This is a genomic window from Sphingobium soli (assembly GCF_020782245.1).
Lineage (GTDB): Bacteria > Pseudomonadota > Alphaproteobacteria > Sphingomonadales > Sphingomonadaceae > Sphingobium > Sphingobium soli.
Genome location: NZ_JAJGNP010000008.1, coordinates 112,038 through 130,744, shown reverse-complemented (window position 1 = coordinate 130,744; position 18,707 = coordinate 112,038). Strand labels below are relative to the sequence as shown.

Below are 18,707 nucleotides of genomic sequence, written 5' to 3'. Positions count from 1 at the left end.
TCCCTCTAAACCCGAAACCACGACCATAGGTTCACCGGCGGTCAGGCCGCAGGCGCGGGTGCCTCAATCATTTCGCGAATCTTGGCGGACAGGACGTCGATCGCGAAGGGCTTGGCGATCATCTCCATGCCCTGGCCCAGAAATTCGCTACGCACCGTTGCCCGTTCGGCATAGCCGGTGATGAACAGGATGCGCAGGTCAGGGCGGTCGCCACGTAAAATATCGGCGAGCTGGCGGCCATTCATGCCGGGTAGGCCCACATCGCTGATCAGCAGATCCATACGCGGCATGGTCTGGGCCAGCGTGATGGCCGTCTGACCATCGGGCGCCTGCCACACTTCATATCCCAGATCATCGAGCACGTCGCAGACCAGCAGCCGGACCGATGGATCATCCTCGACCAGCAGCACGCACTCGCCCGGCTCGGCCGGGCGCACCTCGACTGTCTCACTCCCAGCTTCTTCCTTCTCGCCGACGTGACGGGGAAGCAGGAGCCGTATCGTGGTCCCTTCTTCCGGAGCGGACGTGATGTGGACCTGGCCCCCCGACTGGCGGGCGAAACCATAGACCATCGAAAGGCCAAGGCCCGTGCCCGCGCCAATCGGCTTGGTCGTGAAGAAGGGATCGAAGGCCTTGGCCAGCACATCCTCGCTCATGCCCGTGCCGGTGTCGGAGACGCTGATTTCCACGAAATCATCCGCCTGCATGTCGTCCGCGTCGAGGCCCGTCGCCTCGTTCGAAGGCGTGTTGCGCGCAGCGATGGTCAGCGTGCCGCCATGGGGCATGGCGTCGCGGGCGTTGATGGCGAGGTTCAGCAACGCGCTTTCCAGCTGATTGTGATCGGTTTTGGCCAGCCATGTCGCTTCGGGCAGGTGCACTTCCAACCGGATATTCTCGTCCATCGTTCGCCGCAGCATGTCTTCCATGCCGGTGACGAGGTCGCCGACATTCACGGCTGTCACGTCGAGCGACTGGCGGCGGGAAAAAGCGAGCAGGCGCTGCGTCAGGGAGGCTGCACGCTGCGCCGACGTCATCGCCGTGTCGATATAGCGATCGATGCGGTCCTGGCGCCCGGCGGCCAGATGCCGTTGAAGCAAGTCCAGCGAACCGATCACGCCCGTCAACATATTGTTGAAATCATGCGCAATGCCACCGGTCAACTGGCCGACGGCTTCCATTTTCTGCGCCTGCCGCAACGCTTCTTCCGTCGCGACAAGTTGACGGGATCGTTCCTCGACCCGCTGCTCCAGACTGGCATTGAGTTCCGCCAGGGCGACGGTGGTGCGCACCCGCTCGATATGCGCCCAGGATCTTTCCGCCACCGATGCGATAAGGCGCAGTTCCGATGGAGTCCAGTCATGCGGCCGGGCATCGTGGACGGCCATGAGCGCGGTCAACTGGTTGCCTTTGATCAGCGGAAGACAGATCGTCGACGCGATCCCGATATCCTGGAATGTCCTGGCTTCGTGCGCGGGCAGATCGCGGGCATTGTCGTTGATGATCAGCGGCAGCCCGGCGTGGAGCCGTTCCAGCGCCATCGCGCCGAAATCCCTCAACCGATAATGGCCCACGATCGAAGAGGAGCCGGCCGCCGCCCAATCGCCGCGGATGGTGAACCCGTCCTCATCCTCATCCATGTCGGCATAGGCGCAATTGGACACGCCCAGATGGGTCGCCACCATCCGGGTCGTGATGGCCATGACCGTGTCGGCATCATCGGCGACCGTGATTTCCCGGCTGAGATCGTCCAGGAAGCGCAGGCGCATTTCGTTGGCGGCCAGGCTGTCTTCCTGCTCGCGCTGTAATGTCACGTCCGTATGGATGCCCACCCATTCGCGCAGATTGCCGTCCGGATCGAACATCGGCACCGCGCGAATGTAGAAACGCCGCCATTGGCCGTCGGCGCACAGGACGCGATGTTCGAAAATGAACATCTTGCGCGCAGTGACCGCTTCGTTCCAGGCGTCGATCGTGGGTTGGGCATCGTCGGGATGGACAGCCTCAGCCCAGCCATAGCCCTGATAGGCCTCCTGGCTTTGCCCGGTCAGTTGGGCCCAGCCCGGCTGAGGACCGCGCATTTTTCCGTCCGCGCTGTTGGTCCACAGATAGCCGTCGATGGCCGCGACCGCCGCCTCGAACCGTTCATTGCTGGTTTTGAGCGCAACCTCGCGATCGCGGCGTTCGCTCAGGTCCAGCATCGCGCCGATCATCCGGGTCGCCCGGCCTGACGCATCCCGAATGATGAAGCCGCGATCCAGCACCGGCGCGTAGCTGCCATCGGCGCGGCCGAAGCGATATTCGTCCGACCAATGAATGGCCTTGCTGTGGATGGCGTCATGTATGGCTGTGGCAATACGATCCTGGTCGTCGGGATGGATATGCGCGATCCACCATGCGCCGGACGGTTCAACCTCAGCCTGGCCGAACCCGTAAGCCCGTTCTAACGCCTCGTTCCATTCGACATGATCGGTGCCGAGATCCCAGTCCCAGATGGCGTCGTTGGTGGCACGGCCAGCCAGCCGATACCGCTCTTCGATACTGCGCAAATCGTCGGCGCGCCGATCGGTGAGGGCCACGATCCGGCGTAATTCCATCTGGGTCGTGGCCTGCCGCGCCAGCAGGTTGAGCAGATGGCGTTGTTGTTCCGTGATCCCGCCGGGCCGGGGTTTTCGGTCAAGAACGCACAGCGTGCCGATGGGAATGCCTTCGGGCGTGCGCAGCAAGGCCCCTGCGTAGAAGCGCAGGCCATCGTCAGCCGTCACGAGCGGGTTGTCGGCAAACCGGTCGTCCAACCTGGTATCGGGCACGACGAGGACATCATCCTGCGCGAGCGCATGCGTGCAGATCGACACTTCGAGCGGCATTTCGCGGGCGGCAAGCCCGATTTGCGCCTTGAACCATTGCCGGTCGCTGGCAATCAGGTTGATGACCGCGATCGGCACATCAAGTGCCTGAGCGGCGAGCAGCACCAGATCGTCGAAATCAGGTTCGGCCGGGGTGTCGAGAATGGCATAGCTGTCGAGTGCCGCCATACGCTCCGCCTCGCTCCAGGAAGGGGGGGAGGCAACGGGGCTGCGCGAGGCATCGGTAGTCATGAGCCACCCATATCAGCCTGGCGAACGAATCAGCATCGAAATCACCTTAATCTGGCGCAACATTTCCCGGTGGCAGGCATCGGGTCAGAGGGCATCATGGACGGTGAGCGGTGTGTCAACCGGCGGCGGGCGCGGAAGGCTCCAAGATGAGGGTGCGACCCTCGACGCGCCAGGATGCGAGTTGGGTGAGGAAGTTCATGCCCAATATGTCCACGTCACCCAGTGCGGGCGAGATGACGGCGCTGAGATCCCGTGCTTCCAGGCCGCCAATTTCAAGCCGGTCGATCGTTCCTGTTTCGACACGCACGGTGCCGTTGGCGGTGCGCATCAGGACGGGGACGATCCCGCTTTGCGGGGCCACTGACGCGGCGCGGGCCGTGCTTTGTGAAATCGCTGTGACCGTCGCGCCGCTGTCGATGAGCATGCGGCGCGGGACGCCGTTGACGGTCGCTCTCGCCCAGAAGTGGCCGTCCGGGGACATGCGGATGCGGACGGTGTTTCCCTGCGTCTCCTGATCGGCCCAACCCAGGCGCGACTGGATTTGCGACAGGGCGGGATCGAAAGGCGCGCGCTGGGCGAGGATGAGTAGGCCGATGGCGAGCAGGCCAATGGAAAGCAGCGCGCGCAGGATGCGGCCAATGAAGGGGATGTTGAAGAGGAGTAACAGGACGACCGCCCCGCCCAGCGCATAGGGAAGAAGCCGCTGCCATTCCGGGTTGATCGCGATGTCCATTGATTGCCAAACCAGAGGCAGGGGCTTTCGATCCATGATGGCATGCTGACGAACGCGGACAGCAAAGGCGACAAAAGAAAAATTGGCAAGTTAGTTCGCTAGCTAACTAACAATATTTATCTCATTTTGGGATAGCCTGGGCTTTTGTCTAGCCGAAGTGAACAAGGCGGCGGTTCGTCCATTGATGTGGTGGGAGCGGGGCAATCGAAGGAGATGGTTCATGCCAGCGAAATCAGCCGCACAACAAAAAGCCGCCGGCGCAGCGCTTTCGGCCAAGCGTGGCGACACACCCAAGAGCGAGCTTCAGGGCGCGTCCCGGTCCATGGTGGAATCCATGAGCGAGAAGGAACTGGAAGACATGGCCTCGACCAAGCGTAAGGGCAAGCCTGAGCATAAGTCCAAGGATTAAGCGGCTGCGGCGCGCCCTATGCCGACCCCGCGGCGCAGTGAGCCAGGATTTGGACGCCAGAGAGCGGAACCCTTTGCCATGCCGGATCATTGCCGTCGCCATGATGATCCCGATGGTTGCGATCCCGTTCACGCCCGTTCCCGGCCATCGGCGCTGATCCATGGCGAAGGGGGGCGGCATGCGCGAGAATATCGTCCTCTACGGCGCTCTGGCCGCCAATGTCGGCATTGCTATCGCCAAATTCGTGGCAGCCGGGATCAGTGGTTCATCCTCCATGCTGACCGAGGGCGTTCACTCACTGGTCGATTCCGGTAATCAGCTGCTGTTGCTGTACGGGCAGCGCCAGGCGCGCAAGGGGCCGGACCACGCCCATCCCTTCGGCTATGGCCGCGAGTTGTATTTCTGGGCGTTCATCGTCGCTATATTGATCTTTGCGCTGGGCGCAGGCGTGTCGATCTACGAAGGATTCGTTCATATTCGCGAGCCAGAACCGCTGCGCGATCCGACGATCAACTATGTCGTGTTGGGCGTTGCCCTGTTGCTGGAGGGTGCATCCTGGACAATCGCGGTGCGTGAATTCGACGCCAAGCGGGGCGATACGCCCTGGTGGACGGCGGTGCGGCGGTCGAAGGATCCGGCGGGTTTCATCGTCCTGTTCGAGGACAGCGCCGCCCTGCTGGGGCTGGTCGTCGCCGGCATCGGCGTTTCGGTCAGCCACTATGTCGGCGATGCGCGCATCGATGGGCTGGCGTCTATCGTGATTGGCGGCATATTGGCGCTGGTCGCGCTGCTATTGGCGCGCGAGGCCAAGGGGCTGCTGATCGGCGAAAGCGCCGACCCGGCCATCATCGCACAGGTCCGCGCGCTCCTGGAAGGCTATGACGCCATCCAGTCCGTCAATCATGTCCGCACCATCCATACCGCGCCCGACGCCGTGTTCGTTGCGATCAGCGCCGATTTCGCCGATGATCTGTCGATGGGCGAAGGCGAAGCGCTGATCGAAACGATCGAGACACAATTGAAGGCAGCGATGCCGCAACTGGCGTCCATTTATATCCGGCCGGAAAAGGCGCAGGATGCCCCGCCCCTTACCGACCAGGCCTGATGCGACGATGGTGCATCGCCTATCGCGCGGGCGGCGACGCCATTGGGGGATGATGGTCCGGCTCGGCCATCAATCGCCGGATATCAGCCTCGCCCTCATTCGCCATTTCGATCAGCGCGTCGGCAGTGTGCGGATCGGTGGTAGTCATGGCGAGCCGACGGCACAACTCGACCCGGCCCCACATGCGCCGCAGCAATTCCGCCTGTTCCATGCCATGCCCCATAAAGCCGGTCGCCGGTCAGACGTCAGTCTGCAACGCCGGTTTCATCGCCTACCGCGCGGCGCGCGAACCGTCCAGCGGGGATAGGGCGGTCAGAAGGGGATTTCTTCCCCCTGATAGTCGAACAGCTTGCCGCTGTCGGCGGCTTTCAGCCCTTCGACCACGTCGAGCAACTGCATTGCGGCGCGTTCGGGATCGAACAGGCGACCGTCGGGGACATTGGCCTGAAATGGACGGGAAAGCCCGGTATCGACGGTGCCGGGATGCAGCGTGACGACAATCGAGCGGTCGTTGCGACGCTTTTCCTCTATCGCGACGTTCCGCATCATCATGTTGAGTGCTGCCTTCGACGCGCGATAGCCGTGCCAGCCGCCCAGGCGATTGTCGCTGATCGACCCCACCCGCGCCGACAGGGCGGCGAAGACGGTACGGCCGGTGCGCGGCATCAGCGGCAGGACATGCTTGGCGACCAGCATCGGCCCGATGGCGTTGACGGCATAGGTGCGCGCCAGCCACTGCGGATCAAGCTCCCTTAGCGCCTTTTCCGGCCCATGATCCCCTTCATGCAGCAGGCCGGTAGCGACAAGCACCAGCGTGGGCGCGGGGCCGGAGGCGATCTGCGCCGCCGCCGCGGCGATGCTGGCTTCGTCGAGCAGGTCGACATGGTTTGCGCCGTTAAAGGAGCGGGCAAAACCATGGACCTGGTCAAAGGCGCCTTCCTCTTCCAGCAGCGCGCGGAAGGCTCCGCCGATGCCGCCGGATGCGCCGATGATGACCGCAGCGCCGCTCATGGCCGCACGAACCGCCATTGGTCGGCGCTGCTTTCGGCGGCATCGAAGCGATAGCCATCGCTGTCGAAGCCGCGCATCGCGTCGATGTCGGTGACATGATGTTCGCACATCCAGCGCGCCATCATGCCGCGCGCCTTCTTGGCGTGGAAGCTGACGAAGCGCGGGCCGTCGGGGCCCGGTTCGCGAAAATCGACGTCGACGATGCGCACGTCGGGCAGGCGACCCTTGACGGCTGCGAAATATTCCTGGCTGGCGAGATTGAGGACCACCCCTGACCCCTCCGCCGAAATTTCGTCGCGCAGATAGTTGGCGATGCGATCGTCCCACCAGTCGGTCAGCGCCTTGTGCCGGGGCGCCCAGCGCGTGCCCATTTCCAGCCGATAGGGGCGGATCGCGTCGAGCGGGCGAAGCAGGCCATAAAGTCCCGACAGGATCCGGACATGGTCCTGCGCGAAGGCGACGCCCGCTTCTTCCAGCGTATCGACTTCGAACCCGGTATAGACGTCGCCGGCAAAGGCGAAGAGCGCAGGGCGCTGCGGCAGGTCGGCGAAGTCGCGAAAGCGGTCGGCATTGAGCTTGGCGAGCTTGGGCGAGATGTGCATCAGCTCCGCCAGTCGTTTCTGGCTCAATCGCGCGGCCGAACGGGCAAGGCTCTGCGCTTCATCCGCAAATTGCGGCGTGGTCGGTTCGAGTGGAGGCAGGGTGCGCTCGAAATCGAGCGTCTTGGCGGGGGAGAGCAGCGCGATCATGCGATGGCCGTTACGGCGCGTCGCCGCCCGCGTCAAACGGATCGAAGGGGGGCGCGGTCAACGGCGCGCACCCCCTTTGCCGCCTTACTTCATCGTCGGAATGACGAAGCTCTGGTCGATCACCGCGCCGCCCGAGGGCCAGCGCTGCGTGATCTTCTTGGTGCGGGTGTAGAAGCGCACGCCATCTTCGCCATATTGGTCGAGATCGCCAAAGCCCGACCGTTTCCAGCCGCCAAAGCTGTGATAGGCGACCGGCACCGGGATCGGCACGTTGATGCCGACCATGCCGACTTCGACATCGGCGGCGAAGCGGCGGGCATAATCGCCATTGCGGGTGAAGATGGCGACGCCATTGCCATATTGATGCTTGGACGGATAGCTGAGCGCTTCCTCGAAGGTTTCCGCGCGCAGGATCTGAAGCACGGGGCCGAAGATTTCGTCCTGATAGCTTTTCATCTGCGGCGTGACCCGGTCGATCAGGGTGGGGGCGAGGTAGAAGCCTTCCTCATAGCCCTGGAGCGAGAAGCCGCGCCCGTCGACCACGATTTCCGCGCCTTCATCCGCCGCCATCTGGATATAGTTTTCGACGCGCGCCTTGTGCTGGGCGGTGACGAGCGGGCCATATTGCGCCTGCGGGTCGCTGGGGATGCCGGGGCGCAGCGTTTCGATCGCGGCAACGAGTTTCTCGCGGAATGCCTGCGCGGTCGCTTCGCCGACCGGCGTCACCACCGGCAGCGCCATGCAGCGTTCGCCCGCCGAGCCATAGGCCGCGCCGACGATATCGGCCACCGCCTGGTCCATGTCCGCGTCGGGCAGGATAATGCCGTGATTCTTGGCGCCGCCCATGCACTGGGCGCGCTTGCCGTTGGCGGCGGCGCGCTGATAGACATAATTGGCGATGTCGGACGATCCGACGAAGCTGACCGCCTTGATATCGGGATGGTCCAGGATTGCGTCGACCATGACCTTGTCGCCATGAACGACGTTGAAAATGCCTTCGGGAAGGCCCGCTTCCAGCGCCAGTTCCGCCAGGCGCACCGGTACCGACGGATCGCGTTCGGAGGGCTTGAGGATGAAGGCGTTGCCGCAGGCGATCGCCATCGCGCCCATCCACAGCGGGATCATCGCAGGGAAGTTGAACGGGGTGATGCCCGCGACGATGCCGAGCGGCTGGCGCATCGAATAGACGTCGATGCCCGGCCCCGCGCCCTGGGTATAGTCGCCCTTGAGCAGATGCGGGATGCCGCAGGCGAATTCGACGACTTCCAGCCCGCGCTGCACATCGCCCTTCGCGTCGGCGATCACCTTGCCATGTTCGGACGACAGGAGCGCGGCGAGTTCGTCCATATGCGCTTCGATCAGTTCCTTGTAGCGGAACAGCACGCGGGCGCGGCGCTGGGGATTGACGGCGGCCCAGTCGGGCTGCGCCTTTTTCGCGGACTTGATCGCCTGGTCGAGCAGGGCGGCGTCGCCCAGATGGACCTGCGCCTGCACCGCGCCGGTCGAGGGATCGAGCACGTCGGACGCACGCCCGCCGGTGGACGACGCGGCGGCGCCGTGGATGAAATGGGTGATGGAGCGCATGGCTGTTCCTCTCCTTATGTCTCGCGGCGATGATAGACTTTCCCGTTTGGCAGCGATACCGGTATGGGAACACATTGATTGTGCGGAAATGCCCATGCTCAATTCCGATGACCTGCGCCTGTTCCTGGCGGTGATGCGCGAAGGCAATATGCTGGCGGCGGCGCGGCGGGCGGGAATCGACCACAGCACGGTGGCGCGGCGGATCAACGCGCTGGAAACCGTGCTGGCCGCGCGCCTGTTCGACCGCTCGCCCCGCGGCGTCACGCCCACGCCTGCGGCTTTTGCGCTGGTTCCCCATGCCGAGCGGGTGGAAAGCGAATTGCTGGCAGCTGCCGCGAGCGTGGCGGGGCGGGACCGCGATGTCGAAGGCGTGGTGCGGCTTGCCACACCCGAAGCCTTTGCCGCCTATTTCGCCGCGCCTCATGTCGGCTCCTTGCGCGACGCGCATGGCCGGTTGACGCTGGAGCTGGCGTCGGAAAGCCGCGCCGCCAGCCTGTCCAAGCGGGAGGCCGACATTGCCGTCATGTTGAAGCCGCCGCCGCGCGGGCGGTTGGTGGCGCGCAAGCTGACCGACTATCGGCTGGGGCTCTATGCCTCGCGCGATTATGTCGCCCGCCACGGCCTGCCCGAAAGCCGCGCGGACCTCAGCCGTCACGTCTTTGTGTCCTATATCGAGGAGCTGGCGGGTTTCCCCGAGATGATGGCGCTGGACCAGATCGTCTCGGGCGCCCCCATTGCCTTTCGCGCTAGTTCGAGCGCCGCGCAGCAATCGGCGGTAGCGGCGGGACTGGGCCTGGGCGTGCTGCACCTGTTTGCCGCCGACGCCGACGACCGCCTCGTCCGGTTGCTGCCGGGCGAGGCGGAGGTTTGGCGCAGCTACTGGCTGGTCATCCATGCTGACCTGCAACGCCTGCCGCGCGTGCGGGCGGTGGTCGACTGGCTGGACACCGTCGCCCACGCGATGCGCGAGCGACTATAGGGTTCGCGCCTATTTGGCGACCGGCGGGCAAGTGGGGGTTTCGCCGACGCCTTCGGTCAGGATCGAGCGGATGCTGACCGACAGGCCCGCATTCGCCGACAGGCGCAGCGGCGTGCCGACCGCGCCGAAGGTTGCGCCGGCGTCCGCGAAGCAGCGCAAGGGGACGATCAGGCTGGATGGCTGGCCAACCGGCAGCGCCGCCACCTTGTCGCTGATGTCGAGGCGCGCGCCGCCCAGGCTCAGCGTGACCGGCGCGCCCTTGGCCGCGTCGATGCGCCAGTCGATGCGCAGGGCAAAGGCGCCGTTCAGCTGCCGGGTCATGTCGACCGGTGGGCCGTCGATCGCGATGGCGCCGGGGCCGGTCCAGACGAACTGGCGCGCATCCTCCTGCGCGGAGACGTCCACGGCGCGGGCCGACACGCTGCTGTCGATGCCCAGCCGCCAGGGATCGACCACCTTGCCGGTGCGCAGGAACAGGCTGTCGCTGGCAGCGGGGCCTTGTTCGACCTTCGGGTCTTCGTTGACCGGTCCTTGCGCATGGGGGTGGGCGTAGTCGAGGCCGTAGCCCATCGGGAAGAGCGGCACGGCGACGGGTGAGCGCGCGTCGGCAGGCCAGGCGAAGGGCAGGCGGCCGGTGAAGTCGCGCGGGCTCTTGCCATCCTTCCCAGCGACCAGCACGTCGGCGACGCCCTGGCCCTGGGTTCCGGGCAGCCAGGCGGCGACGAAGGCGTCGGCGGCGTTGATCTGCGGCCCCATGAATAGCGGGCGGCCCGACAGGAAGACGGCGACGGTCGGGATGCCGCGCGCTTTCATCGCCTTCAACAGCGCCAATTCCTTCTCGCCATTTTTGAACAGGAGATTTTCGGCGTCGCCCTGGAATTCGGCATAGGGATGTTCGCCAAAGACGATGATGGCGACGTCAGGCGTGCCCTGCGCGTCGCCCGCTGCGTTGATCTGCGCGCTGCCGCCAGCCGCCTTCACTGCGTCCGCAATCGCCCGGCCGATCGTCTGGCCGCGCGGGAAGTCGGCGGCGGTCGTGTCGGTCCCTTGCCAGGTAATGGTCCAGCCGCCCGCCTGCATCGCCATATTGTCAGCGCCAGCGCCCGCTACCAGCACATTCGCGCCAGGCTTGATCGGCAGGACCGACCCTTCATTCTTGAGCAGCACCAGCGATTTTGCCACGGCTTCACGCGCGATGGCAAGGTGATCGGGCGCGCCCAGCTGCGCCGGGTCGCCGCGTTCGACCTGCGTCTTGCCCATCAGGCCGAGCTTGTACTTGACGCGCAGGTTGCGGCGGACGGCGTCGTCGAGCCGCGCCTGCGAAACCTTGCCCGCGCGCACGTCGCGCACCAGGCTGTCGAACAGACCCTTCCAGCTGTCGGGCGCCATATAGAGGTCCAGCCCGGCGTTGAGCGCGGCGGCGCAATCGGTGACGGTGCAGCCGGGAATCTGGCCATGGCCGTTCCAGTCGCCCACGATCAGCCCTTCAAACCCCATGCGCCCTTTCAGCACGTCGGTCAGCAGGGTGGCATTACCATGGTTCTTGACGCCGTTCCAACTGGAGAAACTGGCCATGACGGTGAGCGCGCCCGCGTCGATCGCGGCGGGATAGCCCTGCGCATGGGTGCGGATCAGTTCGGTTTCGGAAATCTGGGCGTCGCCCTGATCCTTGCCATTCTTCGTCCCGCCATCGGCCAGGAAATGCTTGGCGGTGGCGGCGACGCGGAGCGGGCCCAGAGGCTTGCCCGGCATCAGCTTGCCCTGAAGTCCGTCCACCATGGCGGTGGCATAGGATTTCACGAGGGCGGGATCGGCGGCATAGCCTTCATAGCTGCGGCCCCAGCGCAGATCTTGGGGCACGGCGAGCGTGGGCGCGAAGGTCCATTCGATCCCCGACCCGGCGATTTCGGCGGCGGTCGCCTGGCCGATGCGGTGAATGAGGTCCGGATCATGGGTCGCGCCAAGGCCGATATTGTGCGGAAAGATGGTCGCACCCGGCACATTGCTATGGCCATGCACGGCGTCCACGCCAAAGAGGATGGGCACGCCCACGCCTGCCTTCATTGAGGCGGCGCGATAGTCGTTCACCATCCTGGCCCAGGTGGCGGCGTCAGCGCGTTCATCGCCATAGGGCCCGCTATTGCCGCCGGCGAGGATGGAGCCGAGCGGATAGCGCGCGAGGTCGGCTGGCGTGACCGAACTGATGTCACCCTGCACCACCTGGCCGACCTTCTGTTCGATGGTCATGCGCGCAAGCAGCGCGTCGATCGCCTTTTCCGTGGCGGGGTCGGTGATGGCGGCGGGGCTGTGGGCCTGAGGCCAAGCGGCCGGATTGGCACGGGCCGCCGCAGCTACGGCGGGCGCCTGCTGCGCGGATGCCGCGCCGGTGAGCGCAAGAGCGCTGGTGAGGAACAGAGCGGCAAGGCGCATGGACATCCTTCCTGACTTTATCTTGTGAACGTTCTCAATACTAAGTCCTGTCACCTCAACGCAGGAAAATCAAGCCTGCCGATCAGACGCGCCGATAGACACACCGCGCAACAGCCAGGCCGCGCCCAGCGCCAGCAGCGCCATGACGGCAAAGAGCGCCGGGAAACCCAGCAGCGGCACCAGCCCCAACGTCAGCGAAGGCATGATGAGAGAGGGCACCGTGTTGGTGAGATTGAAGAGGCCAAGGTCCCGCCCGCGATAGCGCGCATCGGGCAGGACGCGCAGGGTTTGCGCGCTGTGCAGGGCAAGGAAGATATTGGTCGATACGCCAAAGACCAGGAAGCCCGTTGCGGCCGCGCCGCCTGTCGTGGCGAGCGCCATCAGCGCCAGCCCGACCGCGCCCACCACCGCGGAGATTTGCAAGGGTAACGTCGGACGGCGCCTGGCGTCGGCGGCGTAGCCAGCCGCAAGAGCCGCCGGCGCGGCGAGCAGCAGGACGATCGCGAGCAACCGGGCGACGCCGGCGTCGCCGAACCCGGCGTCAATGCCGCGCAGCCAGACATAGAGATAGGCAAAGAGCGCGGCTTCGGAAATCTGGATGAGCAGCCGCGCGAACCACATGCGGGTGGCCATCGCGCGCAACATCGGAATGGGGGCCGCTGCTTGGGCCGGGCTTTGCGTTTCATGTCCCGGCGCGCGGCCTGCGCCAAAGAGGATGATCGGCGCGATGCAGGCGGCGGTGATGGCGGCGACCCATGTCAGCCGCGCGGACGGATCGGCAAGGCCGGGGATCGTCACCAGCGCGCCGGTCAGCGCGCCGCACGCCGGCGCGAAGGCAAGCAGCCCGCCCAGCAATCCCTTGTGCCGGTCAGGCACGACATCGCCAGCCCAGGCGGCGAGCGGACCCAGCATCATGTTGAGCGCCACCTGCCATCCAATGATGAGCGCGGTGAGGACAGGCAAGGTGGCGGCGTGCGGCACCAGCATCAGCAGCCCGCCCGACAGAAGCAGTCCGGCCAGCACCCAGGGACGCCGCGTGCCGCTGCGGTCGCTGGCCCATCCGAACAGGATGTTGGCGATGCTGGCGGCGATCGCGCCGATGAATGTCGTGACGGCGAGCCAGTGGACGCTGGCGGGGCCGGCGATCATTTCTATGCGGACGGGCAGCAGGATGGTAAGGAAAGGCGTATAGGCGATCGCCGCGCCCGCCCAGGCCAAGGCGTAAAGCGGCAGAAAGCCCCGGCCGCTGACGCGCAGGACGCGATCAGTCACGCGGGGCGGCGGTCGATCCGCGCTCGACCAAGGACATGGGTAGCACCACGGTAGGCGCCGGGTCCGCGCCATCGCGCTGCGCCTGTATCAGCAGGCGGACCGCCGTGGCGGTAGTTTCTGAAATCGGTTGATCCACAGCGGTCAGCGGGGGCGTGGTGAAGCGCACGAGCGGAGTGTTGTCGAAGCTGACGACCGAGAGGTCGCGGGGAATGTCCAGCCCGGCGTCGCGCGCCGCTTCGATGGTGGCGAGCGCCATCTGGTCATTGCTGGCGATGATGGCGGTGGGCGGTGCTTCGCGATCCAGCAACGCGCGCGCCGCGCGCGCGCCCGAGGCATAGCTGAAATCCCCCGCTTCCAGCAGCCCGTCGCAGGGGAGGGCAGCCGCCGTCATTTCCGCGCGCCAGCCATCGACGCGCCAGCCCGCCAGCCGATATTCCGCAGGCCCGGCGATAAAGCCGATGCGGCGATGGCCAAGCGCCAGCAGGTGCCGCGTCGCCAGCCGCGCGGCGCCTTCGTCATCCATCGATACCCGCACGCCTGGAGGGCAATGGCCGTCTTCATCCCCCAGTGCGCCGATGCGGGCATAGGGGACATGGTGGCGGGTGAGGATGCGCAATATTTCCTGATTGTCGCTATGGGGCGGCGTCAGGATCGCGCCGTCGGGCTGAAGCGCGGCGAGCGCGGCGCCCAGTTCGCGTTCCAGATGATCCTCATGCGTGTCAACGAGTTCGAAGATCAGGCGATAGCCATGCTCCGCGCATTCCAGCATCCCGCCCAGCAGCATCTGATCGACCCAGTCGGTGCCTTGTCGTGCGCGCCAGTCGGCAATGGTGCGTTCCCGGTCGTTGAGCGCCAGGATCAGATAGGATCGCGATCCGCTCATCCGCTGGGCGGCGATCGAGGGAACATAGCCCAGCCGGTCGATCGACGCCTGCACCCGTTCGCGCATTTCGGGGCGGACATTGGGTTCATTGTTGATGACGCGGCTGACCGTCTGCAACGACACCTGGGCATCGGCAGCAACATGCTTGATCGTGACTGCCAGCCGCCGCCGCGCCATAAATGCCTTATCGCCCCCCGCCCGGCGCCTTCGCGCGCGCGTCCTTCTGCCACACGCGCACCCAATCGACCTGCATCATCTTGGGGAAGCCGCCGCTGTCGACGCCCCCGTCATTGCGTCCTTCGGGCAAGTGACCGCCAATGGCAAGATTGAGGATCAGGTGGAAAGGCCGGTCAAAGGGCGCGCCGGGGGCGTCGGAGCCAAGGCTGTGCCATTCATGCGACGCGCGCCGGGCATAATCCACGCCATCGACGCGCCAGATCATGCCATCGGCGTCCCATTCGACTTCATAGACATGGAAGTCATCGAGCGCGCCCGGCATGGCGGTTTCATCGCCAATATAGCGGTTGCGCGGCGGTTGTCCGCCAAAATGGATGGTGCCGAGCACGCGGTTTTCGGTCCCGCCGGAACAGGAGGGGCAGGGCGTGCCAAGATTGACCGCCTCCATGATGTCGATTTCGCCCGAGGCTGCCCAGGCGCCATAGTCCCAGCCTTCCGGCAGCATCCAGATGGCGGGCCATGTCCCCTGACCCTGCGGCAATTTTGCGCGCACCTGCACCTTGCCATAGAGCCAGCCGGCCTTGCCATCGGTGGACAGGCGCGCAGAGGTGAACGGCTTTGTGTTGGTCGCCTGCCGCTTGTCCGGCGTGGTGCGCTGGTCGGGTGGGAAGGCGGGGCCGCTATGCGTTTCGCGCCGGGCGATGATCGACAGCAGGCCATCTGCGACGCGATGATTGGCAGGCGCGGGGGTGTAGCATTGCCGTTCCGCATTGCCGCCGCCCCAGCAATTGTCGGCAAGGTTCCATTTGGCGGCGTCGAGTGACGCGCCGTCAAATTCGTCCGACCAGACGAGCGACCAGCCGGCGTCGTCCCTGGGTGCCTGGGCCGCGGCGGCGGAGCTGGCCATCAGCGTGGCGGCGAGGAGGAGCGCGCGCATCATCATGCCGCCGCCACATCCTGGGCGCCGCAATAGCGCGCGACATAGGCTCCATGGTCGGGGAGGGCGGAGACGGTGCGCGACACCTGATCGCGCAGCGTGGTAAGCAGATGCTCCAGTTCCTGCGGGCGCAGCTTTGCGGCGACGGGATGATAGCTTTGCGGCGTGATCCCCTGTCCCATCATGACCTGCACCCAGCTGTTTTCGGCGAACAATTCTTCATTCTTGCGGAAGACGCGGCCGGTTTCGCGGAACAGCTCCATCTTGTGCGTCAGGCTGTCGGGTACGGCCATCGCCGCGCAATGCCGCCAGAAGGGCGTGTCGCGGCGGTCGGTCGCCTTGTAATGCAGGATCAGGAAATCGCGTATCTGTTCCATGTCCGCCATCTGCTGGTCGTTGAATTCCGTAATGTCGCGCGGGCTGATCGCGCCGGCGGGCAGCATGCGCAGGATGCGCAGCACAGCGCGCTGGATAAGGTGGATGGACGTGGATTCGAGCGGTTCCATGAAGCCGCCCGAAAGACCCACTGCAACGCAATTGCGATGCCATTGCCGCCGCCGCGCGCCCGTGCGGAAGCGGATGGGGTTGGGCTGCACCAACCGGTCGCCCTCGACCGTTGCGAGCAGTTGGTCCTGCGCGGCCTGCGGCTCCATGAAGGCGCTGCAATAGACAATGCCGTTGCCTTGCCGGTGCTGGAGCGGGATGCGCCATTGCCAGCCCGCATCATGCGCAATCGCGCGGGTATAGGGCACGGGCGCGCGCACGCTGGCGGTCTGGACTGCGACCGCGCCGTCGCAGGGCAGCCAGTGGGTCCAGTCGTCATAGCCGGCATGGAGCGCGCCTTCGATCAGCAGCGCGCGAAATCCGGTGCAATCGATGAAGAGGTCGCCTTCGATCCGCCGGTCGCCGTCCAGCCGCAACGCCGCGATATCGCCGCTTGCGCCATCCAGATCGACAGCGACGATGCGCCCTTCGATCCGGGTCGCGCCGTCGCCTTCGGCCATGACGCGCAGGAATTTTGCATAGAGGCCGGAATCGAGATGATAGGCATAGTTCATCCGGTCGTCGGGCAGGTGCGCAAAGCGCCCGGCCATCGCCGCCTTCAATTCCAGGCAATATTCGTCATAGGGCGCGTCATGGCCCTGCGCCGTGCCATGCATCCAGAAATGCTGGAAGCCCGCTGACCAGTGATCCTTGCCGGTGCCGCCGAAGCTGTGGAAATAGCTTTCGCCCGGCACGCGCCAGTTTTCGAACTGGATGCCCAGCTTGAAGGTCGCCTGGGTCGCGCGCATGAAATCGGCTTCGTCGATGCCCAGGATGCGGTTATAGACGACGAGGGGTGGGATGGTGCTTTCGCCCACGCCGATCGTGCCGATCTGTTCGCTTTCAATGAGCGTCACCTGCGCCACCGGACCCAGCGTGCGGGCGAGCGCGGCGGCGGTCATCCAGCCGGCGGTGCCACCACCGGCGACGATGATGCGGCGGGGGAGGGACGGCTGTGTCATTGCGACAGGCTCCTCAGCAGAAACTGGTGCATGCGGGCGGCAGATTGCGCATCGAGCGGGGCGAGCACGCCTTGACCCTGCGCGGGAACATGGTCGCGCGCGTCCGCACCGCCGGAAAAGACATAATGGTCGAACATGGCCCGCCACACGGCGCGTTCATGGTCGGGCAAATCGCGGATCGTCATGATCGCATGGTGCAGCGCGTTGTTGGGCTGGCCCAGATAGCGTGGGCTGTCGCGCCACCAATAGTTCATCAAAATGTTGAAGCGCGCCAGCCCCTCGACATGATGATACCAGAGCGACGGGATGAAGAGGGCGTCGCCAGGCTCCAGCTCGGCGACCTGCGCTTGGCCAAGCGCTTCGCGAAAACGGGGATGGCGGGTGAAGTCGGGCGCCGCGAAATCCACCATGGAAATGGGCCGCCCCGCCGGGGTAATGTCAATCGGACCAAGATAGAGATTGGCGAACTGATCGGGCGGGAACAGGGTGAAGCGCCGCCGCCCCGCGACCACGCAGGCCAGATTGTCGGGAAAATCATTATGCGCCGCGATCCGCGTCGCATTGCCGATCCACAGCGACAGGAGGGGCGTGCGTGCGCCCAAATCGAGCCCGTTATCCTGCGCGACGCCGTCGAAAAACTGATGGACGTCGACCGAGCCGAGATAGACGGTCGGCACCTGATCGGCCGGCAGATTTTCCGCCTTGTCAAAACCAGCGAAAATGTCGGGCAGGCGGCCTTTGCCCATGCGGAAATTGACGCCCATCGCATCGTCATAGAACAGCCGGCCGCCAATGTCGGGGCCAGCCATTGAGACGGTAAAGTCGATCGGACGGGCCTTGTCCGCCAGATAGGCGCGCACCGCCCGATCACCCTGCCGCGCCGCCTGCACCAGCGGCCAGTCGGCGACCAGCCCGCGCACGACGAAGGGCGTTTCTTCGCTGGCGAGCAGCGCATCGAGCGCCGCCGCATCCGTCACCTTCAGCTCCCGCACCGGGGGCAGGGCGGCGGGGGCCAGTTCAGCCATGGGCGATCCGGCGATTCTTGCGCGCGACCAGTTCGCTGAATTGCGCGACGGACGCGACCGCCATGAACAGCGGCATCAAATGCCCCGCGCCATGCAGGTCGGCGAGCGCATCGGCATCGAGCGCCTGCAAACGATCTTCATTGACGATGTGAAAGCCGACAAGGCTATTGTTCGATCCGTCGATCAGCGGCACGTCGATAGTGAAGGGTTCGAGCAGGTCATGCCGCACGAGCGCGGCAAAAAAGTCCGCGCTGGCGCGATAGGCCGCGTCGAGATCGCCCAGGCGTTGGGCGATGAGGTCCAGATAGGGGCTGGGTTTGCCGGCGGCGTCAAACAGCGCCTCGCCATCCTCCCCGTCGTGCAGGATGCGCGGGCTGGCCATGTCGATATGGACCTGACCGCCCGGTTGACCATCAACGCCCCGTCCGATCAGGAAAGGTTGCACCGCCTGGGCCAGAGGCTTGTAGCCCGCGTCCCAGTGCCCGTCCTCAAGGAAAAGATTTTCGCCATTTTCAAATCCGAACAGCGCGACTGCGCTGAACGCGCCGCTGGCCTGATCCCGGCGGAAGAGGATGGGGAAATGCGCCTGCGCCTGGCGGAATTCGGCGGGCATCAGCAGGCACGCCATGACGCAGTCGCCCAGCTCCGCCGCGCTGTCGGTGCGCACGCGCAGATCGCGATGGTTGAGGGAGTCGAGAAGCTGGTGCTGGCTCATGACAGGCGGGACGCTCCAATGCTTGGCCCCGCCCCGATGGCAAGGCCGCGCCGGATGCAATGCCCGGCGCGGCCTTGTCCCATCCCGCGGGACGGTGA

Annotated in this window: 16 protein-coding genes; 3 read left to right on the top strand and 13 right to left on the bottom strand. The window is 65.4% G+C overall.

The annotated features are described in order from the left end of the window. Positions 1-41 precede the first annotated feature (41 nt). Positions 42-3,095, bottom strand: coding sequence for a PAS domain-containing protein (locus LL253_RS11625; protein ID WP_228227250.1), 3,054 nt, complete (start codon positions 3,093-3,095; stop codon positions 42-44). A gap of 115 nt (positions 3,096-3,210) precedes the next feature. Then, the gene (locus LL253_RS11620; protein WP_228227249.1) at positions 3,211-3,828 is read right to left on the bottom strand and encodes a retropepsin-like aspartic protease family protein; all 618 of its coding nucleotides are present in this window, start codon (positions 3,826-3,828) and stop codon (positions 3,211-3,213) included. 220 nt (positions 3,829-4,048) lie between these two features. Here LL253_RS11620 and LL253_RS11615 point away from each other — a divergent pair, with 220 nt between their 5' ends. Together LL253_RS11615 and LL253_RS11610 are read left to right on the top strand one after the other, a co-directional pair. Further along, positions 4,049-4,237 carry a DUF3008 family protein gene (locus LL253_RS11615; RefSeq protein WP_009823502.1) on the top strand — a complete coding sequence of 63 codons (189 nt, stop codon included), beginning with the start codon at positions 4,049-4,051 and terminating at the stop codon, positions 4,235-4,237. 178 nt (positions 4,238-4,415) lie between these two features. Further along, entirely contained in the window at positions 4,416-5,342 is a 927-nt protein-coding gene (locus tag LL253_RS11610) for a cation diffusion facilitator family transporter (RefSeq protein WP_228227248.1), read from the top strand. 19 nt (positions 5,343-5,361) lie between these two features. On the opposite strand, the gene LL253_RS11605 is transcribed toward LL253_RS11610, so the two are convergent. The 4 genes from LL253_RS11605 to LL253_RS11590 all read right to left on the bottom strand — a co-directional run bounded on the left by LL253_RS11605 (position 5,362) and on the right by LL253_RS11590 (position 8,686). Further along, positions 5,362-5,553, bottom strand: a complete 192-nt coding sequence (locus LL253_RS11605; protein ID WP_156784245.1) for a hypothetical protein — start codon at positions 5,551-5,553, stop codon at positions 5,362-5,364. Positions 5,554-5,654: 101 nt separating this feature from the next. Then, complete coding sequence (locus LL253_RS11600) at positions 5,655-6,353, bottom strand: SDR family NAD(P)-dependent oxidoreductase (protein ID WP_228227247.1); 699 nt, start codon at positions 6,351-6,353, stop codon at positions 5,655-5,657. Beyond that, on the bottom strand, positions 6,350-7,102 hold the full coding sequence (yaaA, locus tag LL253_RS11595; RefSeq protein WP_228227246.1) for a peroxide stress protein YaaA: 753 nt from the start codon (positions 7,100-7,102) through the stop codon (positions 6,350-6,352). Before yaaA ends, LL253_RS11600 begins: the two co-directional genes overlap by 4 nt. Before the next feature lie 84 nt (positions 7,103-7,186). Then, on the bottom strand, positions 7,187-8,686 hold the full coding sequence (locus LL253_RS11590) for a CoA-acylating methylmalonate-semialdehyde dehydrogenase (RefSeq protein ID WP_228227245.1): 1,500 nt from the start codon (positions 8,684-8,686) through the stop codon (positions 7,187-7,189). Positions 8,687-8,780: 94 nt separating this feature from the next. Here LL253_RS11590 and LL253_RS11585 point away from each other — a divergent pair, with 94 nt between their 5' ends. Then, positions 8,781-9,665, top strand: coding sequence for a LysR family transcriptional regulator (locus tag LL253_RS11585; protein WP_037543922.1), 885 nt, complete (start codon positions 8,781-8,783; stop codon positions 9,663-9,665). A 9-nt stretch (positions 9,666-9,674) separates the two neighbouring features. Here LL253_RS11585 and LL253_RS11580 read toward each other — a convergent pair whose 3' ends face one another. The 7 genes from LL253_RS11580 to LL253_RS11550 form a co-directional block, all read right to left on the bottom strand. Next, a complete protein-coding gene (locus LL253_RS11580; protein WP_228227244.1) occupies positions 9,675-12,101 on the bottom strand; it encodes a glycoside hydrolase family 3 protein in 2,427 nt (808 codons plus the stop codon). 63 nt (positions 12,102-12,164) lie between these two features. Continuing rightward, positions 12,165-13,367 (bottom strand): MFS transporter, encoded by a 1,203-nt coding sequence (locus LL253_RS11575; protein ID WP_228227243.1) that lies wholly within the window; start codon positions 13,365-13,367, stop codon positions 12,165-12,167. Continuing rightward, positions 13,360-14,427 carry a LacI family DNA-binding transcriptional regulator gene (locus tag LL253_RS11570; RefSeq protein ID WP_228227242.1) on the bottom strand — a complete coding sequence of 356 codons (1,068 nt, stop codon included), beginning with the start codon at positions 14,425-14,427 and terminating at the stop codon, positions 13,360-13,362. The genes LL253_RS11575 and LL253_RS11570 overlap by 8 nt, the downstream gene beginning before the upstream one ends. A 7-nt stretch (positions 14,428-14,434) precedes the next feature. Beyond that, the gene (locus LL253_RS11565) at positions 14,435-15,370 is read right to left on the bottom strand and encodes a glycoside hydrolase family 16 protein (protein WP_228227241.1); all 936 of its coding nucleotides are present in this window, start codon (positions 15,368-15,370) and stop codon (positions 14,435-14,437) included. Then, a complete protein-coding gene (locus LL253_RS11560; protein WP_228227240.1) occupies positions 15,367-16,869 on the bottom strand; it encodes a tryptophan halogenase family protein in 1,503 nt (500 codons plus the stop codon). The genes LL253_RS11565 and LL253_RS11560 overlap by 4 nt, the downstream gene beginning before the upstream one ends. Beyond that, the gene (locus LL253_RS11555; RefSeq protein ID WP_228227239.1) at positions 16,866-17,894 is read right to left on the bottom strand and encodes a cupin-like domain-containing protein; all 1,029 of its coding nucleotides are present in this window, start codon (positions 17,892-17,894) and stop codon (positions 16,866-16,868) included. The genes LL253_RS11560 and LL253_RS11555 overlap by 4 nt, the downstream gene beginning before the upstream one ends. Further along, the gene (locus LL253_RS11550) at positions 17,887-18,609 is read right to left on the bottom strand and encodes a SapC family protein (RefSeq protein ID WP_228227238.1); all 723 of its coding nucleotides are present in this window, start codon (positions 18,607-18,609) and stop codon (positions 17,887-17,889) included. The genes LL253_RS11555 and LL253_RS11550 overlap by 8 nt, the downstream gene beginning before the upstream one ends. Positions 18,610-18,707 lie beyond the last annotated feature (98 nt).

Excerpts from the sequence above, each read along its gene's own strand:
- LL253_RS11625 (WP_228227250.1), bottom strand. The coding sequence starts at position 3,095 with ATGACTACCGATGCCTCGCGCAGCCCCGTTGCCTCCCCCCCTTCCTGG.
- LL253_RS11620 (WP_228227249.1), bottom strand. The coding sequence starts at position 3,828 with ATGGACATCGCGATCAACCCGGAATGGCAGCGGCTTCTTCCCTATGCG.
- LL253_RS11615 (WP_009823502.1), top strand. The coding sequence starts at position 4,049 with ATGCCAGCGAAATCAGCCGCACAACAAAAAGCCGCCGGCGCAGCGCTT.
- LL253_RS11610 (WP_228227248.1), top strand. The coding sequence starts at position 4,416 with ATGCGCGAGAATATCGTCCTCTACGGCGCTCTGGCCGCCAATGTCGGC.
- LL253_RS11605 (WP_156784245.1), bottom strand. The coding sequence starts at position 5,553 with ATGGAACAGGCGGAATTGCTGCGGCGCATGTGGGGCCGGGTCGAGTTG.
- LL253_RS11600 (WP_228227247.1), bottom strand. The coding sequence starts at position 6,353 with ATGAGCGGCGCTGCGGTCATCATCGGCGCATCCGGCGGCATCGGCGGA.
- yaaA (WP_228227246.1), bottom strand. The coding sequence starts at position 7,102 with ATGATCGCGCTGCTCTCCCCCGCCAAGACGCTCGATTTCGAGCGCACC.
- LL253_RS11590 (WP_228227245.1), bottom strand. The coding sequence starts at position 8,686 with ATGCGCTCCATCACCCATTTCATCCACGGCGCCGCCGCGTCGTCCACC.
- LL253_RS11585 (WP_037543922.1), top strand. The coding sequence starts at position 8,781 with ATGCTCAATTCCGATGACCTGCGCCTGTTCCTGGCGGTGATGCGCGAA.
- LL253_RS11580 (WP_228227244.1), bottom strand. The coding sequence starts at position 12,101 with ATGTCCATGCGCCTTGCCGCTCTGTTCCTCACCAGCGCTCTTGCGCTC.
- LL253_RS11570 (WP_228227242.1), bottom strand. The coding sequence starts at position 14,427 with ATGGCGCGGCGGCGGCTGGCAGTCACGATCAAGCATGTTGCTGCCGAT.
- LL253_RS11565 (WP_228227241.1), bottom strand. The coding sequence starts at position 15,370 with ATGATGATGCGCGCGCTCCTCCTCGCCGCCACGCTGATGGCCAGCTCC.
- LL253_RS11560 (WP_228227240.1), bottom strand. The coding sequence starts at position 16,869 with ATGACACAGCCGTCCCTCCCCCGCCGCATCATCGTCGCCGGTGGTGGC.
- LL253_RS11555 (WP_228227239.1), bottom strand. The coding sequence starts at position 17,894 with ATGGCTGAACTGGCCCCCGCCGCCCTGCCCCCGGTGCGGGAGCTGAAG.
- LL253_RS11550 (WP_228227238.1), bottom strand. The coding sequence starts at position 18,609 with ATGAGCCAGCACCAGCTTCTCGACTCCCTCAACCATCGCGATCTGCGC.